This is a genomic window from Hydrogenophaga sp. (genome assembly GCF_031426985.1).
Lineage (GTDB): Bacteria > Pseudomonadota > Gammaproteobacteria > Burkholderiales > Burkholderiaceae_C > Hydrogenophaga.
Genome location: NZ_JASJOY010000067.1, coordinates 1 through 15,483, shown reverse-complemented (window position 1 = coordinate 15,483; position 15,483 = coordinate 1). Strand labels below are relative to the sequence as shown.

Below are 15,483 nucleotides of genomic sequence, written 5' to 3'. Positions count from 1 at the left end.
GTTCGTGCTCCTGAAAGAGGCCCGGCGGCAACCGTGCCGGACCGAAGGTTGGAAAAAAGAGGGTTCACAGACCGAGTTGCTGTTTCATGGCCGCCCAGCCGGTGCCGTTGAACCGCTTGCTCTCAAAGAAGTTGTTGTCTACGTCGGGCTTGTTTTCGCGTGCCACGTACACCCAGTTCCCCTCACCGGCGAACGCGTTCACCTGGGTGGCGGGCTGCACCTCAACGAATACCCGATAAGCACCCGATGCCGTGGCCGGGTAGTTGCCAAAGCGCATCACCCGCACCCCATGCTGGGTGCTGATGGTGTACGTGCCGGCCCCAGGCGAGGTGTCGCAGTTGGCATGCGTCTGCCCGTCTTCGCTGCGGTCGCATGCGTAGTACTGCACGGTGCCCTGCGTCGCGCTGGTGGTGCCGGTGAACGCCACCCGCAGGCTCCTGGCGTCACTGGTGTAGATGCCCATGGCCAGGGAGCCGAAGGCATTGCTCAGATCCACACCGGACGCAGGCCGCGCCGCGATCAACTGCGCCAGATCGGTGGCACGGGACTGCGGCTGGGCGTTGTCCGCGATCGAGTCGATGTAGACCGGCTGGTTGACGTCCAGGTTGAAGCTGGAGCCCAAGCTGCTGCCACTCGGAAACGTGGCGCTGCCCAGCGACGCCAGCAGGCCCGTCGTGGCCAACCCGACGTTGATGAAGTTCTGCGGGTCGGACTGCAACGCGTTGACCACATCGCCCATGGCACGGCCCCCCACGTCCTCGCTGCTGCGCGCGCCGACCGAATGCTGGGCGTTGCAGTACACCGACCGATTGGGGACCCCGAGGGTGAAGGTGAGCGGGGTCGCAACATCGTCACACCGCACCCAGCCGGCGGGACTCAGGTAGGCCTGGTCGTAGGGGCCGCTCTGTTCGACCCCGCCGCTCTTGCGGTAGCGACGGTCCAGCAGGCTGCCACCGGTCGCACCCTCGGCCTTGTCGACATACGAGAACTCCCGCAGGCTGAAATTGTCCAGATCGCTGAACTGCAAACGGCGAACTTCTTCGCCCAGTCCGGTGAGCGCCGCCGTCTGTCGACCGACCCACACCCGGCGCCCCCGCTCCATGGTGTAGGCCACCACCGCCGCCATGGTGCGCGCGGTGTCCCGCACCACGGCCGAGGTCACCTCCGGGTCGGACTGGTAGTTGTCAATTTTGTCGGCGCTGATGCCCAGCTGAATCGCCATGTTCGCGCGCGCTTCCGCCTCGCTCATGCCATCGGCCATGCCCACGGCCAGCAGCGTGGTCAGGGGGTTGATCTGACCGCGCCGGCCGGGCACCTGGCGCAGCACGAAGCCGACCTCGGTCACCGCCTCGCCATCGGCCATGTCGATGCTGGTGGCGTTGTCGTCCAGCGCACCGGGCACTTGCGGTGCAATCACCGACAGGGTGGCGCGGGCGCCGTCCGGGATCGCGGTCACGTCGTAGGTGATCGCGTAGCGGCCGTCGCTGCCGGTGGGGGCAGACGTGGGTTCGCCCGCGTCGCAGGCCAGGTCGTCGTCCAGGTCCAGGCAGACCACGGCGTTCTTGACCGGGCCATTGACCACCACGGCGCCGGTGATGGTGCCGGCGGGGTCCACCACGGCGTCCGGGTCTGTCGCGGCGGGATCGGTGGAACCGCCGCCACAGGCGGTCAGGACGGCGGTCATCAGCCCGGTCAGAACCCAGGCGGTAGAGGGGTGTGGTGTCTTGCGCATGTCAGTGCTCCTGTGCAGGGTTGGCCGAGAGGAAACACGGCGCCTCGGGGGAGTTCTCGGCAAGGTATCGGGGTGTTGCCAGGCGCCGGTAACCAGTGTGGGCAGCCGATCAAGCGCGCACCATCCGCGGCAAGTTACAGCGCGACAGTCCAAGAGGCGAGGTTCGGCTGCGCCCTCCCACTGAGGGAGGAGGCCAGGGGTTATAGAACCTCATAAGGGCCAGGCAGGGCTGCTCAAAAACGACCTCGCGTGGTAACTTGCACCCCAGCCGATGGTCAGCCAGCAGGTTTGGCGCCGGCCGATGGAGGTCCTGCATGCGCGCGTTGATCGTGGACGACCACTCGATGTTCTGTGACGGGCTCAAGCTGCTGCTGCAGACACTGGGTGCGGCCTCGGAAGTGGCCACCTGCACGAACAGCGAGCAGGCACTGGAACAGGTCCAGGCGCTGCACTGGGATCTGGTGCTGCTGGACTGGAACCTGGGCGAGGGGTCGGTCGGTGGAGCCCAGCTGATCGGGCAAATCGTGGCGCTGCAGCCCGATTCGCGCGTGGTGGTGATCTCGGCCGATGCCAGCACGCAGCGGGTGCACGCCGCCGTTGAAGCGGGCGCCGTGGGCTTCGTGCCCAAGGAGGCCTCGGCCGATCTGCTGATCGATGCCATCCGCATCACATCGCACGGTGGCATCTACCTGCCCACTTCAGTGCTGGACCGACCGGACCATCGGTCCACGCCGCAGCCAATTGTGCAGATGAGCGACCCGGGGCCTGGACCTGCCTCGATACAGGAGGCCTATCCTCGACTGACCCCGCGCCAGATCGATGTGCTGGTGTGTGCGGTGCGCGGCCAGTCCAACAAGCTGATCGCGCGCGCACTGGGCATTTCGGACGGCACCGTCAAACAGCACCTCAACGCCGTGTACCGCGAACTGGGCGTCAACAGCCGCACCGAAGCTGTTTACCGTCTGGCCCACCAGGGTCTGAAGGTGTTCTGACCCCATGACCACCGCACTCGACCCCGCCATTCGCGCCGACGCCGAAGAGGCCATGCTGCACCTGCGTGTGGGCACCAGCACGCGCGTACTGGTGGGCGTTTGCGGTGCGGGTGCGGTGGTGATGGCGCTGGCCTGGTCGCACACGACATGGCCGGCGCTGGTTGTCTGGTATGGCGTGATGTTGTTGAGCCAGGCGGCACGCATCTGGAGCGAGGTGCATGCCGCCCAGCGCAGCTCCGGCCGACCGCTAAAGCAACGCCTGAACTGGGCCGGCTGGTCGGCCCTGATGTCGGGTCTGGTGCAGGCGGCATCGCTGGCCTTCTTTCCCTCCGAGGACGGGTTCGAGCAGGCACTGCACACCCTGATCCTGCTGGTCATGAGCACAGGCGCCGTGGTTTACACCGCCGGCCACCCGCGCACCTACTACCCGTACATGGCGCCGATCCTGCTGTCGCTCACGCTGGCCTGGTGGACCGTGTCGGACGCCGCGAGCGAACGCCCCGAATTGGCCCTGGGTTTCGGTGCCCTGCTGGTGGTCTATGCCATCAATCTCCTGGGCTACGCGCGCGACACCTGGGCCATGTTCGTCAACGCCGCCGCCATGCGCCACCACGAGGCAATGCAGAACCAGCGGCTGGCCGCGGCGGTCAAGGCCGCCGAAGCGGCCAGCCACGCCAAGACGCGTTTTCTCGCTGCCGCCAGCCACGACCTGCGCCAACCCATCCACACCATCGCGCTGCTGGCCGGGGTGCTCAAGCTGCGTCACCGGAACGATGCCAGCACCGAAGCCGTCACCCTGCTCGATTCGGTGGTGCAAAGCCTGTCGCACCAGCTCGACGACCTGCTGGACATCTCCAAGCTGGACGCGGGCGTGGTCAAGGTCGCCGCGCAGCCGCTGTCGCTGCCGCGTTTTCTGCACCGCCGTCTCGACGAAGTATCCAACGAGGCGCGCGCCAAGGGCCTGGCCCTGCAGCTGCGCGCCGACCAGGAACTGTCGGTGTTCACCGATCCCAACCTGCTCGAACGTGTGCTGCGCAACCTGCTGGACAACGCGGTGAAGTTCACCGCCCAGGGTGGCGTGACGCTGACATTGCAGCAAGAGGGCGAACAAGCGCTGATCAAGGTGAGCGACACGGGCAACGGCATTCCACCCGAGCAGCAGCGCGAGGTGTTTCAGGAGTTCGTGCAACTGCACAACCCCGAACGTGATCGCTCCATGGGCATGGGCTTGGGCCTGTCCATCGTGGACCGGCTGTGCCGCCTGCTGGAGATCGACCTGCAGCTGCACTCACAGCCCGGCCAGGGCGCAACCTTCGCTCTGCGCCTGCCTTTGTTGGTCCGCTCGTCCAGTGCTGTCCAGCAGGCCCCCACGCAGCCACTCCCGCCGACGCTGGACCTGGACGTGCTGGTGGTGGACGACGAGATCATGGTGCGCCAGGCCACCGCCTGGCTGCTGAGCGAGATCGGCTGCCGCTGCCAAGTGGCCGAAGACCGCGCCAGCGCGCTGGACGCGGTGCGCACCCGACGGCCCGACGTGGCGCTGGTGGACTACCGCCTGCGCGGCGGTGACGATGGCATCGCGGTGGTGCAGGCGCTGCGCGAACAGATCCCTGGCTTGCCGGCGGCCATCGTCAGCGGCGACATCGGCCCTGAACAGCTGCAGGCGGTGGAGTCCGCAGGACTGCGGCTGCTGCACAAACCACTGTCGCCCCGGCTGCTGCAGACCGAACTGCATCTGGCCATGGGGCAAAGGGCGGACACACATGAAAGCACCTGAAACCCAGCGCCCGTCTGATGCCCCGCATGGCAGTGCCTGGCTGGCACAGGACTTGACGGCATACCCGGCGGAAGCAGAGCCATGGGACGTGGTGATCATCGGCAGTGGCTACGGCGGGTCGGTCGCCGCCCACACCTTCAGCCAACGAATGGGCCCCCAAGGCCAGCCGCTGCGCGTGCTGGTGCTGGAACGCGGCGGCGAATACGTGCCCGGCGCCTTCCCGTCCACGCTGGACGAACTGCCTGCACACGTGCGCATCGCCCGCGCGGGTCGGCCACTCATCGGGCGGCCCGACGCGCTGTTCGACTTGCGCCTGGGCGAGGGCGTGCACGCGCTGGTCGGCAATGGTCTGGGCGGGGGATCGCTGATCAATGGTGCGGTGATGGTCAAACCCGATTTCGCGCAGTGCGCACCCGGCTGGCCGGCCGCTCTGGTTCGCGACTTGACGGCCGCAGACGGTTTCCTGGACCGCGCACAGCAACTGCTGGGTGCGGCTGACGCCGGTGGCAGGGTCAACACGATTGACCAACACATCCACAGGCAACGCTTTGGCACCTTACCAAAAGCAAAGGCGCTGCAGTCGCTCCAAAGCCAGGCCGTACCTTGCCACCCCGTTTCGCTGACCATCGCCATGCACGCGCAGACTGATGTTCCGCTGAAGCCTTGCAGCCTGTGCGGCGACTGCCTGAGCGGCTGCAACGTGGGCGCCAGGGCATCGCTTGACGTGCAGTTGCTCGCGCAAGCCGCGCGGCAAGGCGTACATATCTACTGTCATGCCAGCGTTCTGCAACTCAAGCGTGTCGCCGCTCAATGGGAGCTGCTGGTGGAACACACCACCCCCAACGTCCAGCAGCACCGGAACAAACCATTCGCCATCAAGGCCCACCGTGTGGTGCTGGCGGCGGGCAGTTTCGGCAGTACCGAGATCCTGCTGCGTTCGGTCAAACGGCAGGGGCGGGCGGGCGATTCCAGGGCGCCGGTGTTCTCCGCCCTGCTGGGGCAACGCTTCTCTGCCAACGGCGACAACCTCATGGCCATCGAGCTACCGCAGGGGCCAACCCAGGTCGTCGGCACCGAAGACCAGCCACTCACGGACGCCTCCGGCTTGTCGCCACGCGGCGTCGGCCCGCAGATCACGCACGAGTTGCAGTTCCCGCCGGACGCCAAAGGCCCCGGTTTTCGGGTACAGGAGTTTGCGGTTCCGGCCGCCCTCAAGCCCCTGTGGGAAGAGCTGGTGACCACACGGCGACTGGTCGATGACCTGGCCAGCGGGGCAGGCGAGCACCATGGGGTCCTGGGGCCAGTCAAGCCCGACCCGCTGGCGGTGGACGAGCAACGCATGGACCGCACCTTGCTGGTTGGTGTGATCGGGCACGACAGCGCCACCGGCATGCTCAGCCTGCCCCGCGATGCCGTTGCCGAAGGGCAGATCCGGCTGACCTGGAAAGAGGCTGCACAAGACCCGGCGATGCGCCTCGCCTACAAGAGGCTGACCGAACAGGTGAAGCACGCCAAGGGGCGCGTCATCCCCAACCCGGTCTGGCAGACCCTGCCGCAGGCGCTGAACTTCATCGCCGGTGACGGCAGCGGCAACGTGACCACGGTGCACCCACTGGGCGGCTGCCCATTGGGCGAACAGGCGCATCAAGGTGTCGTCAGCCCGGAGGGCGCGGTGTACGACATGAGCATTCCGGGAGGCAACGAAGGCAGCGAATGGTTCGGCAGCCTGCTGGTGCTCGATGGCGCCATCGTGCCGACTTCGCTGGGCGCCAACCCGGCGCTGACCATCGCCGCACTGAGCTTGCGGGCGGCGGAGCACTGGTCGGCACGCTGGGGCTGGACCTCTCGGGCGGCAGCCGGCGCGCACGATCCGGGTTCGCGCCCACGCTTGCGCGATCCCGAGCAGTGCACCCCCGCCACCCCGATGGCGTCCACCCGTTTCCAGATCGTTGAACGCCTGGCCAGCCACAGCAGCCCGGACAGCGGCGATCTGCTCTGGCGCGCCCAACCCGTGGTGATCGAAATCACCTTCGGATTCGAGCCGCTAGACCTGCAACAGCTCACGGCCCCGGCCCGCAAACACCTGCCCACCGCAGCCCCAGAGGCCGACTTGCCGGGCATGAACCTGCTGCGCCTGTACGACCAAGCCGAGTGGGAGGCCGAGCACCTGCATCTGGCCGATGACCACACACGTCATCGGTTCGCCAAGGTGGTGGCCAGCATTCAGGGCGGTATGGACATGCTGCACCGCGAGCCCGGATGGGCACCCTGGCGCCGCCTGCGCTATCTTCTGGCGCTCGGGAGCAACCGCCTGACCAGCGACACGTGGCGCTGGATCGGCGAGTCGTGGAAAGACCCTGGCAAGACGGTGTCCTCGATGGTGTGCGACATCGCCCGGTTGGGGTGCCAGATCGTGCGCCTGTCTCGCCCGGCCAGCGAGGTCAGGCGGCTGGACTACCGGGCCGAGGTGATCACACTGTTTCATGTCGCGCCGGGCTGGGAAGACGCGCTGCGCGAAGGCGACCCGATCCACGGCCACAAACGGCTGCTCTACCAGGCACGCAGCAACCCTTGGAACCAGCTGCTGTACCTGCAGCTGAAGCCACCGGGCCGCCTGCGTCTGCGTGGCACACAGGCGACCCACCCGCTCAAGCTCGACGCGCGCTTTCTGGCCCAGCGAGGTCTGCCGCTGGTGCGGATCACCGAACAGGCGAATCAGGTGCGGGCGCTGGTGGACCTTGCCCGCTGGGGCTCGTACCTGCTGCGGCTGCTGCTCAAGCTGCACGCCTTGCACCTGCGCGCACCCGACGCTCCACCAGCGGGCAGACCCCAGCGGCTGCCGGGGTCCCTCAAAGGCTTGCCGAGGCCCGAGATTGTCGAGCTCGACATGGAACCTGGCGCAACGCCTGGGCGGCAGGACACAGCGCGCGTGCGACTGACCCGCTACCGGAACACCTCTTCTCCGGCGAGACCACCACTGGTGCTGATCCATGGCTACAGCGCCAGCGGCACCAGCTTTGCCCACGAACAGCTGGAGCCCGGTCTGGCCCGGCACTTCTGGGACAAGGGTCGCGACATCTGGGTGCTGGACCTGCGCACAAGCAGCGGCATGCCCTCCTGCCGCCGCCCCTGGACCTTCGAACAGGTGGCACAGGCCGATATCCCGCTGGCCATCGACCACATCGTGCGCCAGATCGCGCGCGAGAGCGACACCCCGATGGAGGCGGTGCAGGTCGATGTGTTCGCCCACTGCATCGGCGCGGTCATGGTCAGCATGGCGTTGCTCGGCGATCCCCCGCCCAACCCGCCGGCCACGGTGGCGGCTTTGAAGGCGCTGCAGCAGCGTATTCGCAAGCTGGCCCTGTCGCAGAAGGGCTTTGTCGTCGAGTACCGCGACGCCAACGTGCTGCGGGCCTACCTGCTCCACCAGTTCAAGGCGCTGCTGACCGACGGCTACCAGTTCCGACCCAGCCTATTCCCCCGTCTGGGCGAGCGGATGTACGACGCCTTTCTGGCCACCTTGCCCTACCCGCAAGAGGAATGGGCACATGAACACCCGTTGTGGAAAGCCACGCCCTGGTCGGCCACGCGCCGGCGCATGGATGCGCTGTACGAGCGCACGTTCAACATCGCCAACATCCCCCGGCCAGTGCTGCACCGCATCGACGATTTCTTCGGCCCCCTGAACCTGGAAACCGTGAGCCAGACCATCCACTTCGCGCGCCTGGGCGTGATCACCGACCGCAACGGGCGCAATGTGTTCGCCTCACCCACCCGCCTGGCCGCACGCTGGCCCACGGGCGGCACCCTGCTCGTCAGCAGCCAGGACAACGGCATGGTGGACCCCCACAGCAGCGTGACCATGCTGGATATGTTGAGGCGAGCAGGGTTCGTCGAAGGGACGAACGTCTGGCGCGAGCCGATACCGGGTGGGCATCAGGATGCGCTGATCGGCAAACGCGCCGTTCAGGCGGAACTGCTCAAGATACTGGACAGGTTCTTTCAATGAGCACAGCAGACCTGGACCCCAAGCTCATGCGCGCACCGTGGCGAGGTCCACGCACGGACACGGCCGGACGGGTGCAGATCATGCGCGACCCGGCGGCGGCCGACGAGTCGGTGCTGGCGTTTCCAGTGCGTTGGATGTCAGACACCCCACCACAAGTGAAGCTGAACGACCCACCGGTCGTGCTGGACCAGTTGCTCACCGATGAACCGGGTTGGCAACCGGTCCCGCTGCCACCGCTGCCTGCGGGTGCCACCGGACATGTTCTGCTCACCCGCATCGGCTGGCGCCCTTCCCACGGAACCCCTTACAGCGGCTCCTTGCCCCGAACGCAACTGGCACCGGCACTGCTGTCGACCTTTCAGGCGGGAAGGCCGTCCCCCTCGGCATGGGCCCTCTCACCCAAGACAGCACCGCAACTGCGATACACGACCGGTGCCCTGCAGGTGTTGACCAACGCGCTGTTTGCAGACCACCCGCAGGTTCTCAGCGCGGCCTACCTGCCTGCCACGTCCACAGCAGTAGCCGCCGCGAGGTCGGTGGCGGGCGCTACCGTTTCCCAGCCTGCCCTGCGTTTCGCTTTCGCCTGCTGCCAGTACCCTGCGGGCCTGCTGGACGCTCGGCCCGCCCAGGCGTCATTCCAGCGTCTGGCCCAGCGCTGCGATGCGACCGCCGACGCACTTCAGCACGTGCTGCTCATCGGCGACCAGATCTACGCCGATGCCACGTATGGATTGCTCGACGCCACCCGCACCGACGACCGCTTCAACACGGCCCACGCCGCCTGGCTGGGCATGAAGCCACTGCGCCACATCATGGCGACGGTGCCTGTGCACTGCATGCTCGACGACCACGAGATCGAGGACAACTGGGAACCGCCCGGTCCCCAAACGCTGGAGGATGGTCTTCTGTCCTTCATCGCCCACCAGCGCCCCGACATCGTCGCGGCCGGCGCGCAAGGGCCGAAGTGGAGCGTCGTGCCACTGGGCGCGGGCCACGAGGTGTTCATGCTCGACACCCGCACCGAGCGAGATCCCAGACCGTGGGCACCCGGTTCGCAGCCAATCCACCTGATCGGTCCCGCGCAACGCGAGGCACTCTCCCGGTGGCTTGAAACAACACGCTCCCCCGTCCGCTGGATCGCCTCCCCCGTCTGGCTGCTGCCACGTCCCGTCGGGCGGCCTGCCGACGACGGCACGACAAGGCCCCTGGAGCCTGCCCTGTGCGACGCCTGGCCGGGCTACCCCGCCAGCCTGGACTGGCTGCTGGGACTGATCGCCCACGAACACATCCAGAACATCGTCATGCTCTGCGGTGACGCTCACCTGGCCGGCCACACAGTGCTGACACTGAGCATGGACAACAAAACTTCAACACCCACGCGGGTTGACCTGCTGCACTGCCCTGCGTTGTACGCACCCTTCCCGTTCGCCAATGCCCGCCCCCACCAGTACCTGACATCGGACACGCTGGCCGGAGCCACCACCGCCGGCGCCTGGCACTGCAGCGTTCAGAGCACGCTGTGGGAGAACGGTGACGGCTTCGTCGAACTGGTGGTTCAGGCCAGCAGCCCACACATCACCGCCATCTTCAACACCGCGACGGCGCCAATCACCGTTCGCATCCCCTGACACCACGTCAGTGCTGACCGACATACGGATTGAACCGCCGTTCCTCGCCGAACGTGCTTTCCGGCCCGTGGCCGGGGATGAAGACCGTGTCGTCGCCCATGGGCCACAGGCGTTCGCGGATGCTGCTGATGAGCTGGGCGTGGTTGCCCTGGGGGAAGTCGGTGCGGCCGATGCTGCCGGCGAACAGCACGTCGCCCACAAAGGCGCGCTGGGCTTCGGCCGAGTGAAAGACCACGTGGCCCGGGGTGTGGCCGGGGCAGTGGCGCACGGCCAGCGTGCAGTGGCCGATCTGCACCGTGTCGCCGTCGGCCAGCCAGCGGGTGGGGGTGAAGTGCCCGGCCGGCGGGAATCCGAACATCTGGCTTTGCTGGGGCAGGCCGTCGATCCAGAACTGGTCGCCCGGGTGCGGGCCAATGATGGGCAGGTCCAGCTTCGCCGCCAGTTCGGCCGTGCCGCCGGCGTGGTCGATGTGGGCGTGGGTCAGCCAGATGGCCTTGAGCGTGACGCCCAGCGCCTGGGCCGCCGCTTCGATGCGGGCCAGGTCACCTCCGGGGTCGATGACCGCCGCGTCCCGCGTCTCGTCGCACCAGACGATGGAGCAGTTCTGGGCGAAGGCGGTGACGGGGATGGTCTGGTAGCGCAGCATGGTGGTCGGTGGGAGCGGGCGTTCCGGCCATTATCCCGGTCCCTCGCCGTTCGTCCGAAAGTATCCGTTTGCGACACCTCTGCCACGCTGGCCCGGTTCATTCGGCTTAAGAAGCGCGGCCGGTCGTCGAAACCCAAGGCATGGGGCCCCACGACCGGGGCCGTTTGTTTCAACTGTGGTTTCGACGGTTTTCAAGGCCCAACATGATCCATCGCCTGAGTCTCAAAAGCCAACTGGGCGCCGGTTTTGCCGTGGTGGTGGCGCTGTTTGTGATCACGCTGGCGTTTGTGGCCCAGCGGGTGGCGCACCTGGAAGAAGGCATGCGCCAGCTCAGCAACGACGACCTGCCGTTGCTGCTGGCCGTGAACCAGATGGACCTCAAGCGCGCCGAGGTGCAGCAGTTCCTGACCGACGTCGCGGCCACGCACGACCCGGCGGCCTACCGCGAGGCCGACGAGGCCGCCCAGGCGTTTGTGGCGGCATCGGCGCAGGTACGCGCCGTGCTGTCCCGCACCAACGACGCGGCCCATCTGCGTGCGCTGGACGCCATCGACACCGACTTCAAGGCGTTCTACACGTCCGGCAAGACCATGGCCGAGGTCTACCTGCGCGACGGTCTGGAGGCCGGCAACCGCCTGATGAAGGGGGCCGACGGCCAGCCGGGGTTTGACCAGGCCAGCGAGGCTGTGGCAGGAAAAATCACGGCCTTCCACGACGAACAACTCCAGCGCACCGGCCGCGGCACGGCCGACGACCTGGCGCAGGTCCTGGCCATCGAGCGCGGCATGCTGCTGGGCGGCCTGCTGGCCACCGCCGTGGCCACCGCCTGCGCGGTGTGGATCGTGCTGAGCGTGTACCGCCAACTCGGCGGCGAGCCGCATTTCGTCGTCAAACTCATGCAGCGCATGGGTGAAGGCAACCTCGCCTCCGACATCCGCCTGCGCCCGGGCGACACCCGCAGCATGCTGGCCAACATCAAGGGCATGCAGGAGAACCTGCGCCAGGTGGTCGCCGACGTGCGTGATCGTGCGCATTCGGTGGAAGCCACCTGCAGTGAAATCGAAGGCGGTGGCCACGACCTGGCCTCCCGCACCGCCGCGCAGTCGAACGCGCTGGCCCAAACATCGGCCGCCGCGGAGGAACTGACCGCCTCGGCCGACCACAACGTCAGCGGCGCCCATGGCGCCAGCCAGCAGGCGCGGATGGCCACCGACACCGCCCAGCAGAGCGGAGAGCTGGTCGAACGCTTCGTGCAGACCATGCACGACATCCAGCAGTCCTCGCGCCAGATCGCCGACATCATCGGCGTGATCGACGGCATCGCCTTCCAGACCAACATCCTGGCGCTCAACGCCGCGGTGGAGGCGGCCCGCGCGGGCGAACAGGGCCGAGGGTTTGCCGTGGTGGCCGGCGAAGTGCGCGTGCTGGCGCAGCGCAGCGCCGAGGCGGCCAAGGACATCCGGCAACTGATCTCGGGCAGCGTGGACCGCGTCGATCAGGGCTCCGCGCTGGTCGAGCAGGCGCGCCAGTCCATGGCGGCGGTGGTGGAAGAAACGCAGCGGGTCATGGCGCTGATGGACGACGTGGCCGACACCAGCCGCGAGCAGGGCAGCGCCATCACGGCGGTGGCGCAGTCGATCCAGGAAATGGACCAGGTCACCCAGCACAACGCCGCGCTGGTGGAAGAAAGCGCCGCCGCGTCGGCCAGTCTGCGCCAGCAGGCCCAGGCCCTGACCGCGACCGTCTCGCGGTTCGAGCTCGGGGCTGCGCCGGTCAGAGCGTGAAGTCGTATTCGATCGTGATCGGGGCGTGGTCGCTGAACTTCTCGCCCTTGTAGATCGCTTCGCTGCGGGCCGTCTCGGCGATGGCCGGCGTGGCCAGGTGGTAGTCCAGCCGCCACCCGACGTTGTTGGCGTAGGCCTGGCCGCGGTTGCTCCACCACGTGTAGCAGGTCTCCGTCGTGTCGGGCTGCAGCCGGCGGTACACGTCGACCAGCCCGCCATCGCTCAACAGCTTCGTCATCCAGGCGCGCTCTTCGGGCAAAAAACCGCTGTTCTTCTGGTTGCTGCGCCAGTTCTTCAGATCGGCGTTCTGGTGCGCGATGTTGACGTCGCTGCAGATGACAAAGTCGCGCTGCGCCTTGAGCGCCATCAGGTGCGGGTAGAACACGTCCAGGAAGCGGTACTTGGCTTCCTGCCGCTCGGGGCCGGACGAGCCGCTGGGGCAGTACACGCTGATGACGGAGCGCTTGGCCCGGGGCGTGTCAAAGCGCAGTTCCACGTAGCGGCCCTCGGCGTCGAACTCGCCACCGTCGAAGCCCACCACCACGTCGCTGGGCTCGTGGCGGGTGTAGACCGCCACGCCCGAGTAGCCCTTTTTTTCGGCGAAGTGGAAGTGCCCCTGCAGACCGGACAGCTGCTCGAAGCGTCCGCTCACATCGGGCGCCTGGGCCTTGACTTCCTGCACGCAAATACAATCGGGCGCATGCGTGGCCAGCCAGGTTTCCAGCCCTTTGCTGGTGGCCGAACGGATGCCGTTGAGGTTGAGGCTGGTCAGTTTGAACAAGGAATTCCCCATGTCGTTGGATGCAGGCCCGGCCATTGCCGGGGCGGGTGCTGGTGGTGTGCTGGCGCAGGACTTCGTGCAGTTCTGCGTGGACTCGGGCGTGCTGCGCTTTGGCGAGTTCAAGACCAAGGCCGGGCGCCTCTCGCCCTATTTCTTCAACGCCGGCCTGTTCGACGATGGCGCCAAGCTGGGGCGGCTCGCGCAATTCTATGCACAGGCCCTGATCGCCAGCGGCATCGAGTTCGACATGATTTTCGGCCCGGCCTACAAGGGCATCCCGCTGGGCGCGGCCGTCGCCATTGAACTGGCGCGCCTGGGCCGCAACGTGCCCTTTGCCTACAACCGCAAAGAAGCCAAGGACCATGGCGAAGGCGGCAGCCTGGTGGGCGCACCGCTCAAGGGCCGGGTGCTGATCGTGGACGACGTGATGAGCGCCGGCACCGCCGCGCGCGAGTCGATCGCCCTGATCCAGGCGGCCGGTGCCACGCCGCACGCGGTGGCGATCGCGCTGGACCGTCAGGAAAAAGCCACCGAAGTGGGCCCGGATGGCGCCGTGCGTGACGTGGACCACAGCGCTGTGCAGTACGTGCAGCAACAGCTGGGCCTGCAGGTCTGCGCGATTGCGCGCCTGGCGGACTTGCTGCAATATCTGAACGTCCACACGGGAGCCGACCTCAACCAGCACCGCGAACGCGTGCTGGCCTACCGCGAACGCTACGGCGTTGCCTGATGAATCCCCTGCCGCTTCTTCGACCACCCGCGAGCGCAGCCCTGCGCCCTCTGTCCGTTGCCCTGGCCCTGTGCCTGCTGGCCGGCACGGCCGTGGCCCAGAGCAACAGCGGGGGCGGCATCTACAGCTGCACCGACAGCAAGGGCCGGCGCCTCACATCGGACCGACCCATTCCCGAATGCCTGGACCGCGAACAGCGGGAGCTGGGCAAAACCGGGATCGTCAAGCGCGTGGTGCCGCCCAGCTACACCGCCGAAGAGCGCGCCCGGCTGGACGCGCAGCGCAAAGCCGAAGAACTGCAGCGCGCCCGCGTGGCCGAAGAGAAGCGCCGCGACAAGGCCCTGCTGGTGCGCTACCCCAACCAGGCCATGCACGACAAGGAGCGGGCCGAGGCGCTGCAGCAGATCGATGAAGTGGTCGGGGCCGTGAACAAGCGCCAGGAAGCGCTGGCGCGCCAGCGCAAGGACATCGACGTCGAGCTGGAGTTCTACCAAGGCGACGTGAACAAGGCCCCGTCCTGGCTCAAGCGCAAGCTCGAAGACAACGAACAGCAGGTGCAGATCCAGAAGCGCTTCCTGGCCGACCAGGCGCAGGAGAAGCAGCGCATCAACGGCCGTTTCGACGAAGAACTGGCCAAGCTCAAACAGCTCTGGGCCTACGGCATCAAGCCCTGACCTGCCCCCCGTCACCCAAGCAAAAGGCCCGCAGTCGCGGGCCTTTTGCTTGGGTGACGGAACGCTCAGCCCTGCAGCTTCTGGCGCAGCAGGTCGTTGGCCTGCTGCGGGTTGGCCTTGCCCTTGCTGGCCTTCATGACCAGGCCCACCAGCGCGTTGAAGGCCTTGTCCTTGCCGGCACGGAACTGCTCGACCATGGGGGCGTTGGCGGCCATCACCTCGTCGATGATGGCTTCGAGCGCGCCGCTGTCATTCATCTGCTTGAGGCCCTTGGCCTCGATGACGGCGTCCACGTCGCTGCCCTCGCCGGACCAGAGCGCGTCCATCACCTGCTTGGCCGCGTTGTTCGACACCGTGCCGTCGGCGATGCGCTTGAGCAGCGCCGCCAGCGTGTCGGCGCGGACCGGCACCTGGGCGATGTCCTGTTCTTCGTTGTTCAGCCGGCGCGAGACCTCACCCATGATCCAGTTGCTGGCCATCTTGGCCTGGCCGCTGGCCTTGGCGGCGGTCTCGAAATAGGCCGCCATGGCCGGACTCTGCGTCACGGTGATCGCGTCGTACTCGGGCAGGCCGTACTCGGCCACCAGGCGCTCGGCCATCTGGCGCGGCAGCTCGGGCATGGCCGCCTTCACCTCGTCCACCCAGCTGCGCGCGATCACCAGCGGCGGCAGGTCGGGGTCGGGGAAGTAGCGGTAGTCGGCCGCGTCTTCCTTGGTGCGCATGGCGCGCG

The 15,483-nt window shown here is 67.3% G+C and carries 10 protein-coding genes and 1 pseudogene; 7 read left to right on the top strand and 4 right to left on the bottom strand.

What is annotated here, in order from left to right:
• Positions 1-64: 64 nt before the first annotated feature.
• Entirely contained in the window at positions 65-1,732 is a 1,668-nt protein-coding gene (locus RMP09_RS09135; RefSeq protein WP_310565667.1) for a hypothetical protein, read from the bottom strand.
• Positions 1,733-2,046: 314 nt separating this feature from the next.
• On the opposite strand from RMP09_RS09135, the gene RMP09_RS09130 reads away from it, so the two are divergent.
• The 4 genes from RMP09_RS09130 to RMP09_RS09115 are packed head-to-tail and all read left to right on the top strand — an operon-like array spanning position 2,047 to position 10,138.
• The gene (locus RMP09_RS09130) at positions 2,047-2,724 is read left to right on the top strand and encodes a response regulator transcription factor (protein WP_310565666.1); all 678 of its coding nucleotides are present in this window, start codon (positions 2,047-2,049) and stop codon (positions 2,722-2,724) included.
• Positions 2,725-2,728: 4 nt separating this feature from the next.
• Positions 2,729-4,501, top strand: a complete 1,773-nt coding sequence (locus RMP09_RS09125; RefSeq protein ID WP_310565665.1) for a hybrid sensor histidine kinase/response regulator — start codon at positions 2,729-2,731, stop codon at positions 4,499-4,501.
• The gene (locus tag RMP09_RS09120; protein ID WP_310565664.1) at positions 4,488-8,510 is read left to right on the top strand and encodes a GMC family oxidoreductase N-terminal domain-containing protein; all 4,023 of its coding nucleotides are present in this window, start codon (positions 4,488-4,490) and stop codon (positions 8,508-8,510) included. Before RMP09_RS09125 ends, RMP09_RS09120 begins: the two co-directional genes overlap by 14 nt.
• On the top strand, positions 8,507-10,138 hold the full coding sequence (locus RMP09_RS09115) for an alkaline phosphatase D family protein (RefSeq protein WP_310565663.1): 1,632 nt from the start codon (positions 8,507-8,509) through the stop codon (positions 10,136-10,138). The genes RMP09_RS09120 and RMP09_RS09115 overlap by 4 nt, the downstream gene beginning before the upstream one ends.
• 7 nt (positions 10,139-10,145) lie before the next feature.
• Here the strand turns inward: RMP09_RS09115 and RMP09_RS09110 are convergent, their stop codons facing one another.
• Complete coding sequence (locus RMP09_RS09110; RefSeq protein ID WP_310565662.1) at positions 10,146-10,784, bottom strand: MBL fold metallo-hydrolase; 639 nt, start codon at positions 10,782-10,784, stop codon at positions 10,146-10,148.
• Between the two features lie 203 nt (positions 10,785-10,987).
• Here RMP09_RS09110 and RMP09_RS09105 point away from each other — a divergent pair, with 203 nt between their 5' ends.
• Positions 10,988-12,568, top strand: a complete 1,581-nt coding sequence (locus tag RMP09_RS09105) for a methyl-accepting chemotaxis protein (protein WP_310565661.1) — start codon at positions 10,988-10,990, stop codon at positions 12,566-12,568.
• On the opposite strand, the gene RMP09_RS09100 is transcribed toward RMP09_RS09105, so the two are convergent.
• On the bottom strand, positions 12,558-13,361 hold the full coding sequence (locus RMP09_RS09100) for an exodeoxyribonuclease III (RefSeq protein WP_310565660.1): 804 nt from the start codon (positions 13,359-13,361) through the stop codon (positions 12,558-12,560). The two genes, RMP09_RS09105 and RMP09_RS09100, sit on opposite strands and share 11 nt — an antisense overlap.
• Here RMP09_RS09100 and pyrE point away from each other — a divergent pair.
• Both pyrE and RMP09_RS09090 read left to right on the top strand, forming a co-directional pair.
• Positions 13,360-14,079 carry an orotate phosphoribosyltransferase gene (gene pyrE, locus RMP09_RS09095; RefSeq protein ID WP_310565659.1) on the top strand — a complete coding sequence of 240 codons (720 nt, stop codon included), beginning with the start codon at positions 13,360-13,362 and terminating at the stop codon, positions 14,077-14,079. The two genes, RMP09_RS09100 and pyrE, sit on opposite strands and share 2 nt — an antisense overlap.
• Positions 14,079-14,753, top strand: coding sequence for a DUF4124 domain-containing protein (locus RMP09_RS09090; protein WP_310565658.1), 675 nt, complete (start codon positions 14,079-14,081; stop codon positions 14,751-14,753). Before pyrE ends, RMP09_RS09090 begins: the two co-directional genes overlap by 1 nt.
• Positions 14,754-14,818: 65 nt before the next feature.
• Here the strand turns inward: RMP09_RS09090 and gatB are convergent.
• Positions 14,819-15,483, bottom strand: a pseudogene (gatB, locus tag RMP09_RS09085) (Asp-tRNA(Asn)/Glu-tRNA(Gln) amidotransferase GatCAB subunit B); the annotation flags it as partial.

What these genes read in the sequence shown, in the direction of transcription:
- RMP09_RS09115 (WP_310565663.1), top strand. Translation starts at nt 8,507, where the DNA reads ATGAGCACAGCAGACCTGGACCCCAAGCTCATGCGCGCACCGTGGCGA.
- RMP09_RS09110 (WP_310565662.1), bottom strand. Translation starts at nt 10,784, where the DNA reads ATGCTGCGCTACCAGACCATCCCCGTCACCGCCTTCGCCCAGAACTGC.
- RMP09_RS09090 (WP_310565658.1), top strand. Translation starts at nt 14,079, where the DNA reads ATGAATCCCCTGCCGCTTCTTCGACCACCCGCGAGCGCAGCCCTGCGC.
- RMP09_RS09120 (WP_310565664.1), top strand. Translation starts at nt 4,488, where the DNA reads ATGAAAGCACCTGAAACCCAGCGCCCGTCTGATGCCCCGCATGGCAGT.
- RMP09_RS09135 (WP_310565667.1), bottom strand. Translation starts at nt 1,732, where the DNA reads ATGCGCAAGACACCACACCCCTCTACCGCCTGGGTTCTGACCGGGCTG.
- RMP09_RS09130 (WP_310565666.1), top strand. Translation starts at nt 2,047, where the DNA reads ATGCGCGCGTTGATCGTGGACGACCACTCGATGTTCTGTGACGGGCTC.
- RMP09_RS09125 (WP_310565665.1), top strand. Translation starts at nt 2,729, where the DNA reads ATGACCACCGCACTCGACCCCGCCATTCGCGCCGACGCCGAAGAGGCC.
- RMP09_RS09105 (WP_310565661.1), top strand. Translation starts at nt 10,988, where the DNA reads ATGATCCATCGCCTGAGTCTCAAAAGCCAACTGGGCGCCGGTTTTGCC.
- RMP09_RS09100 (WP_310565660.1), bottom strand. Translation starts at nt 13,361, where the DNA reads ATGGGGAATTCCTTGTTCAAACTGACCAGCCTCAACCTCAACGGCATC.
- pyrE (WP_310565659.1), top strand. Translation starts at nt 13,360, where the DNA reads ATGTCGTTGGATGCAGGCCCGGCCATTGCCGGGGCGGGTGCTGGTGGT.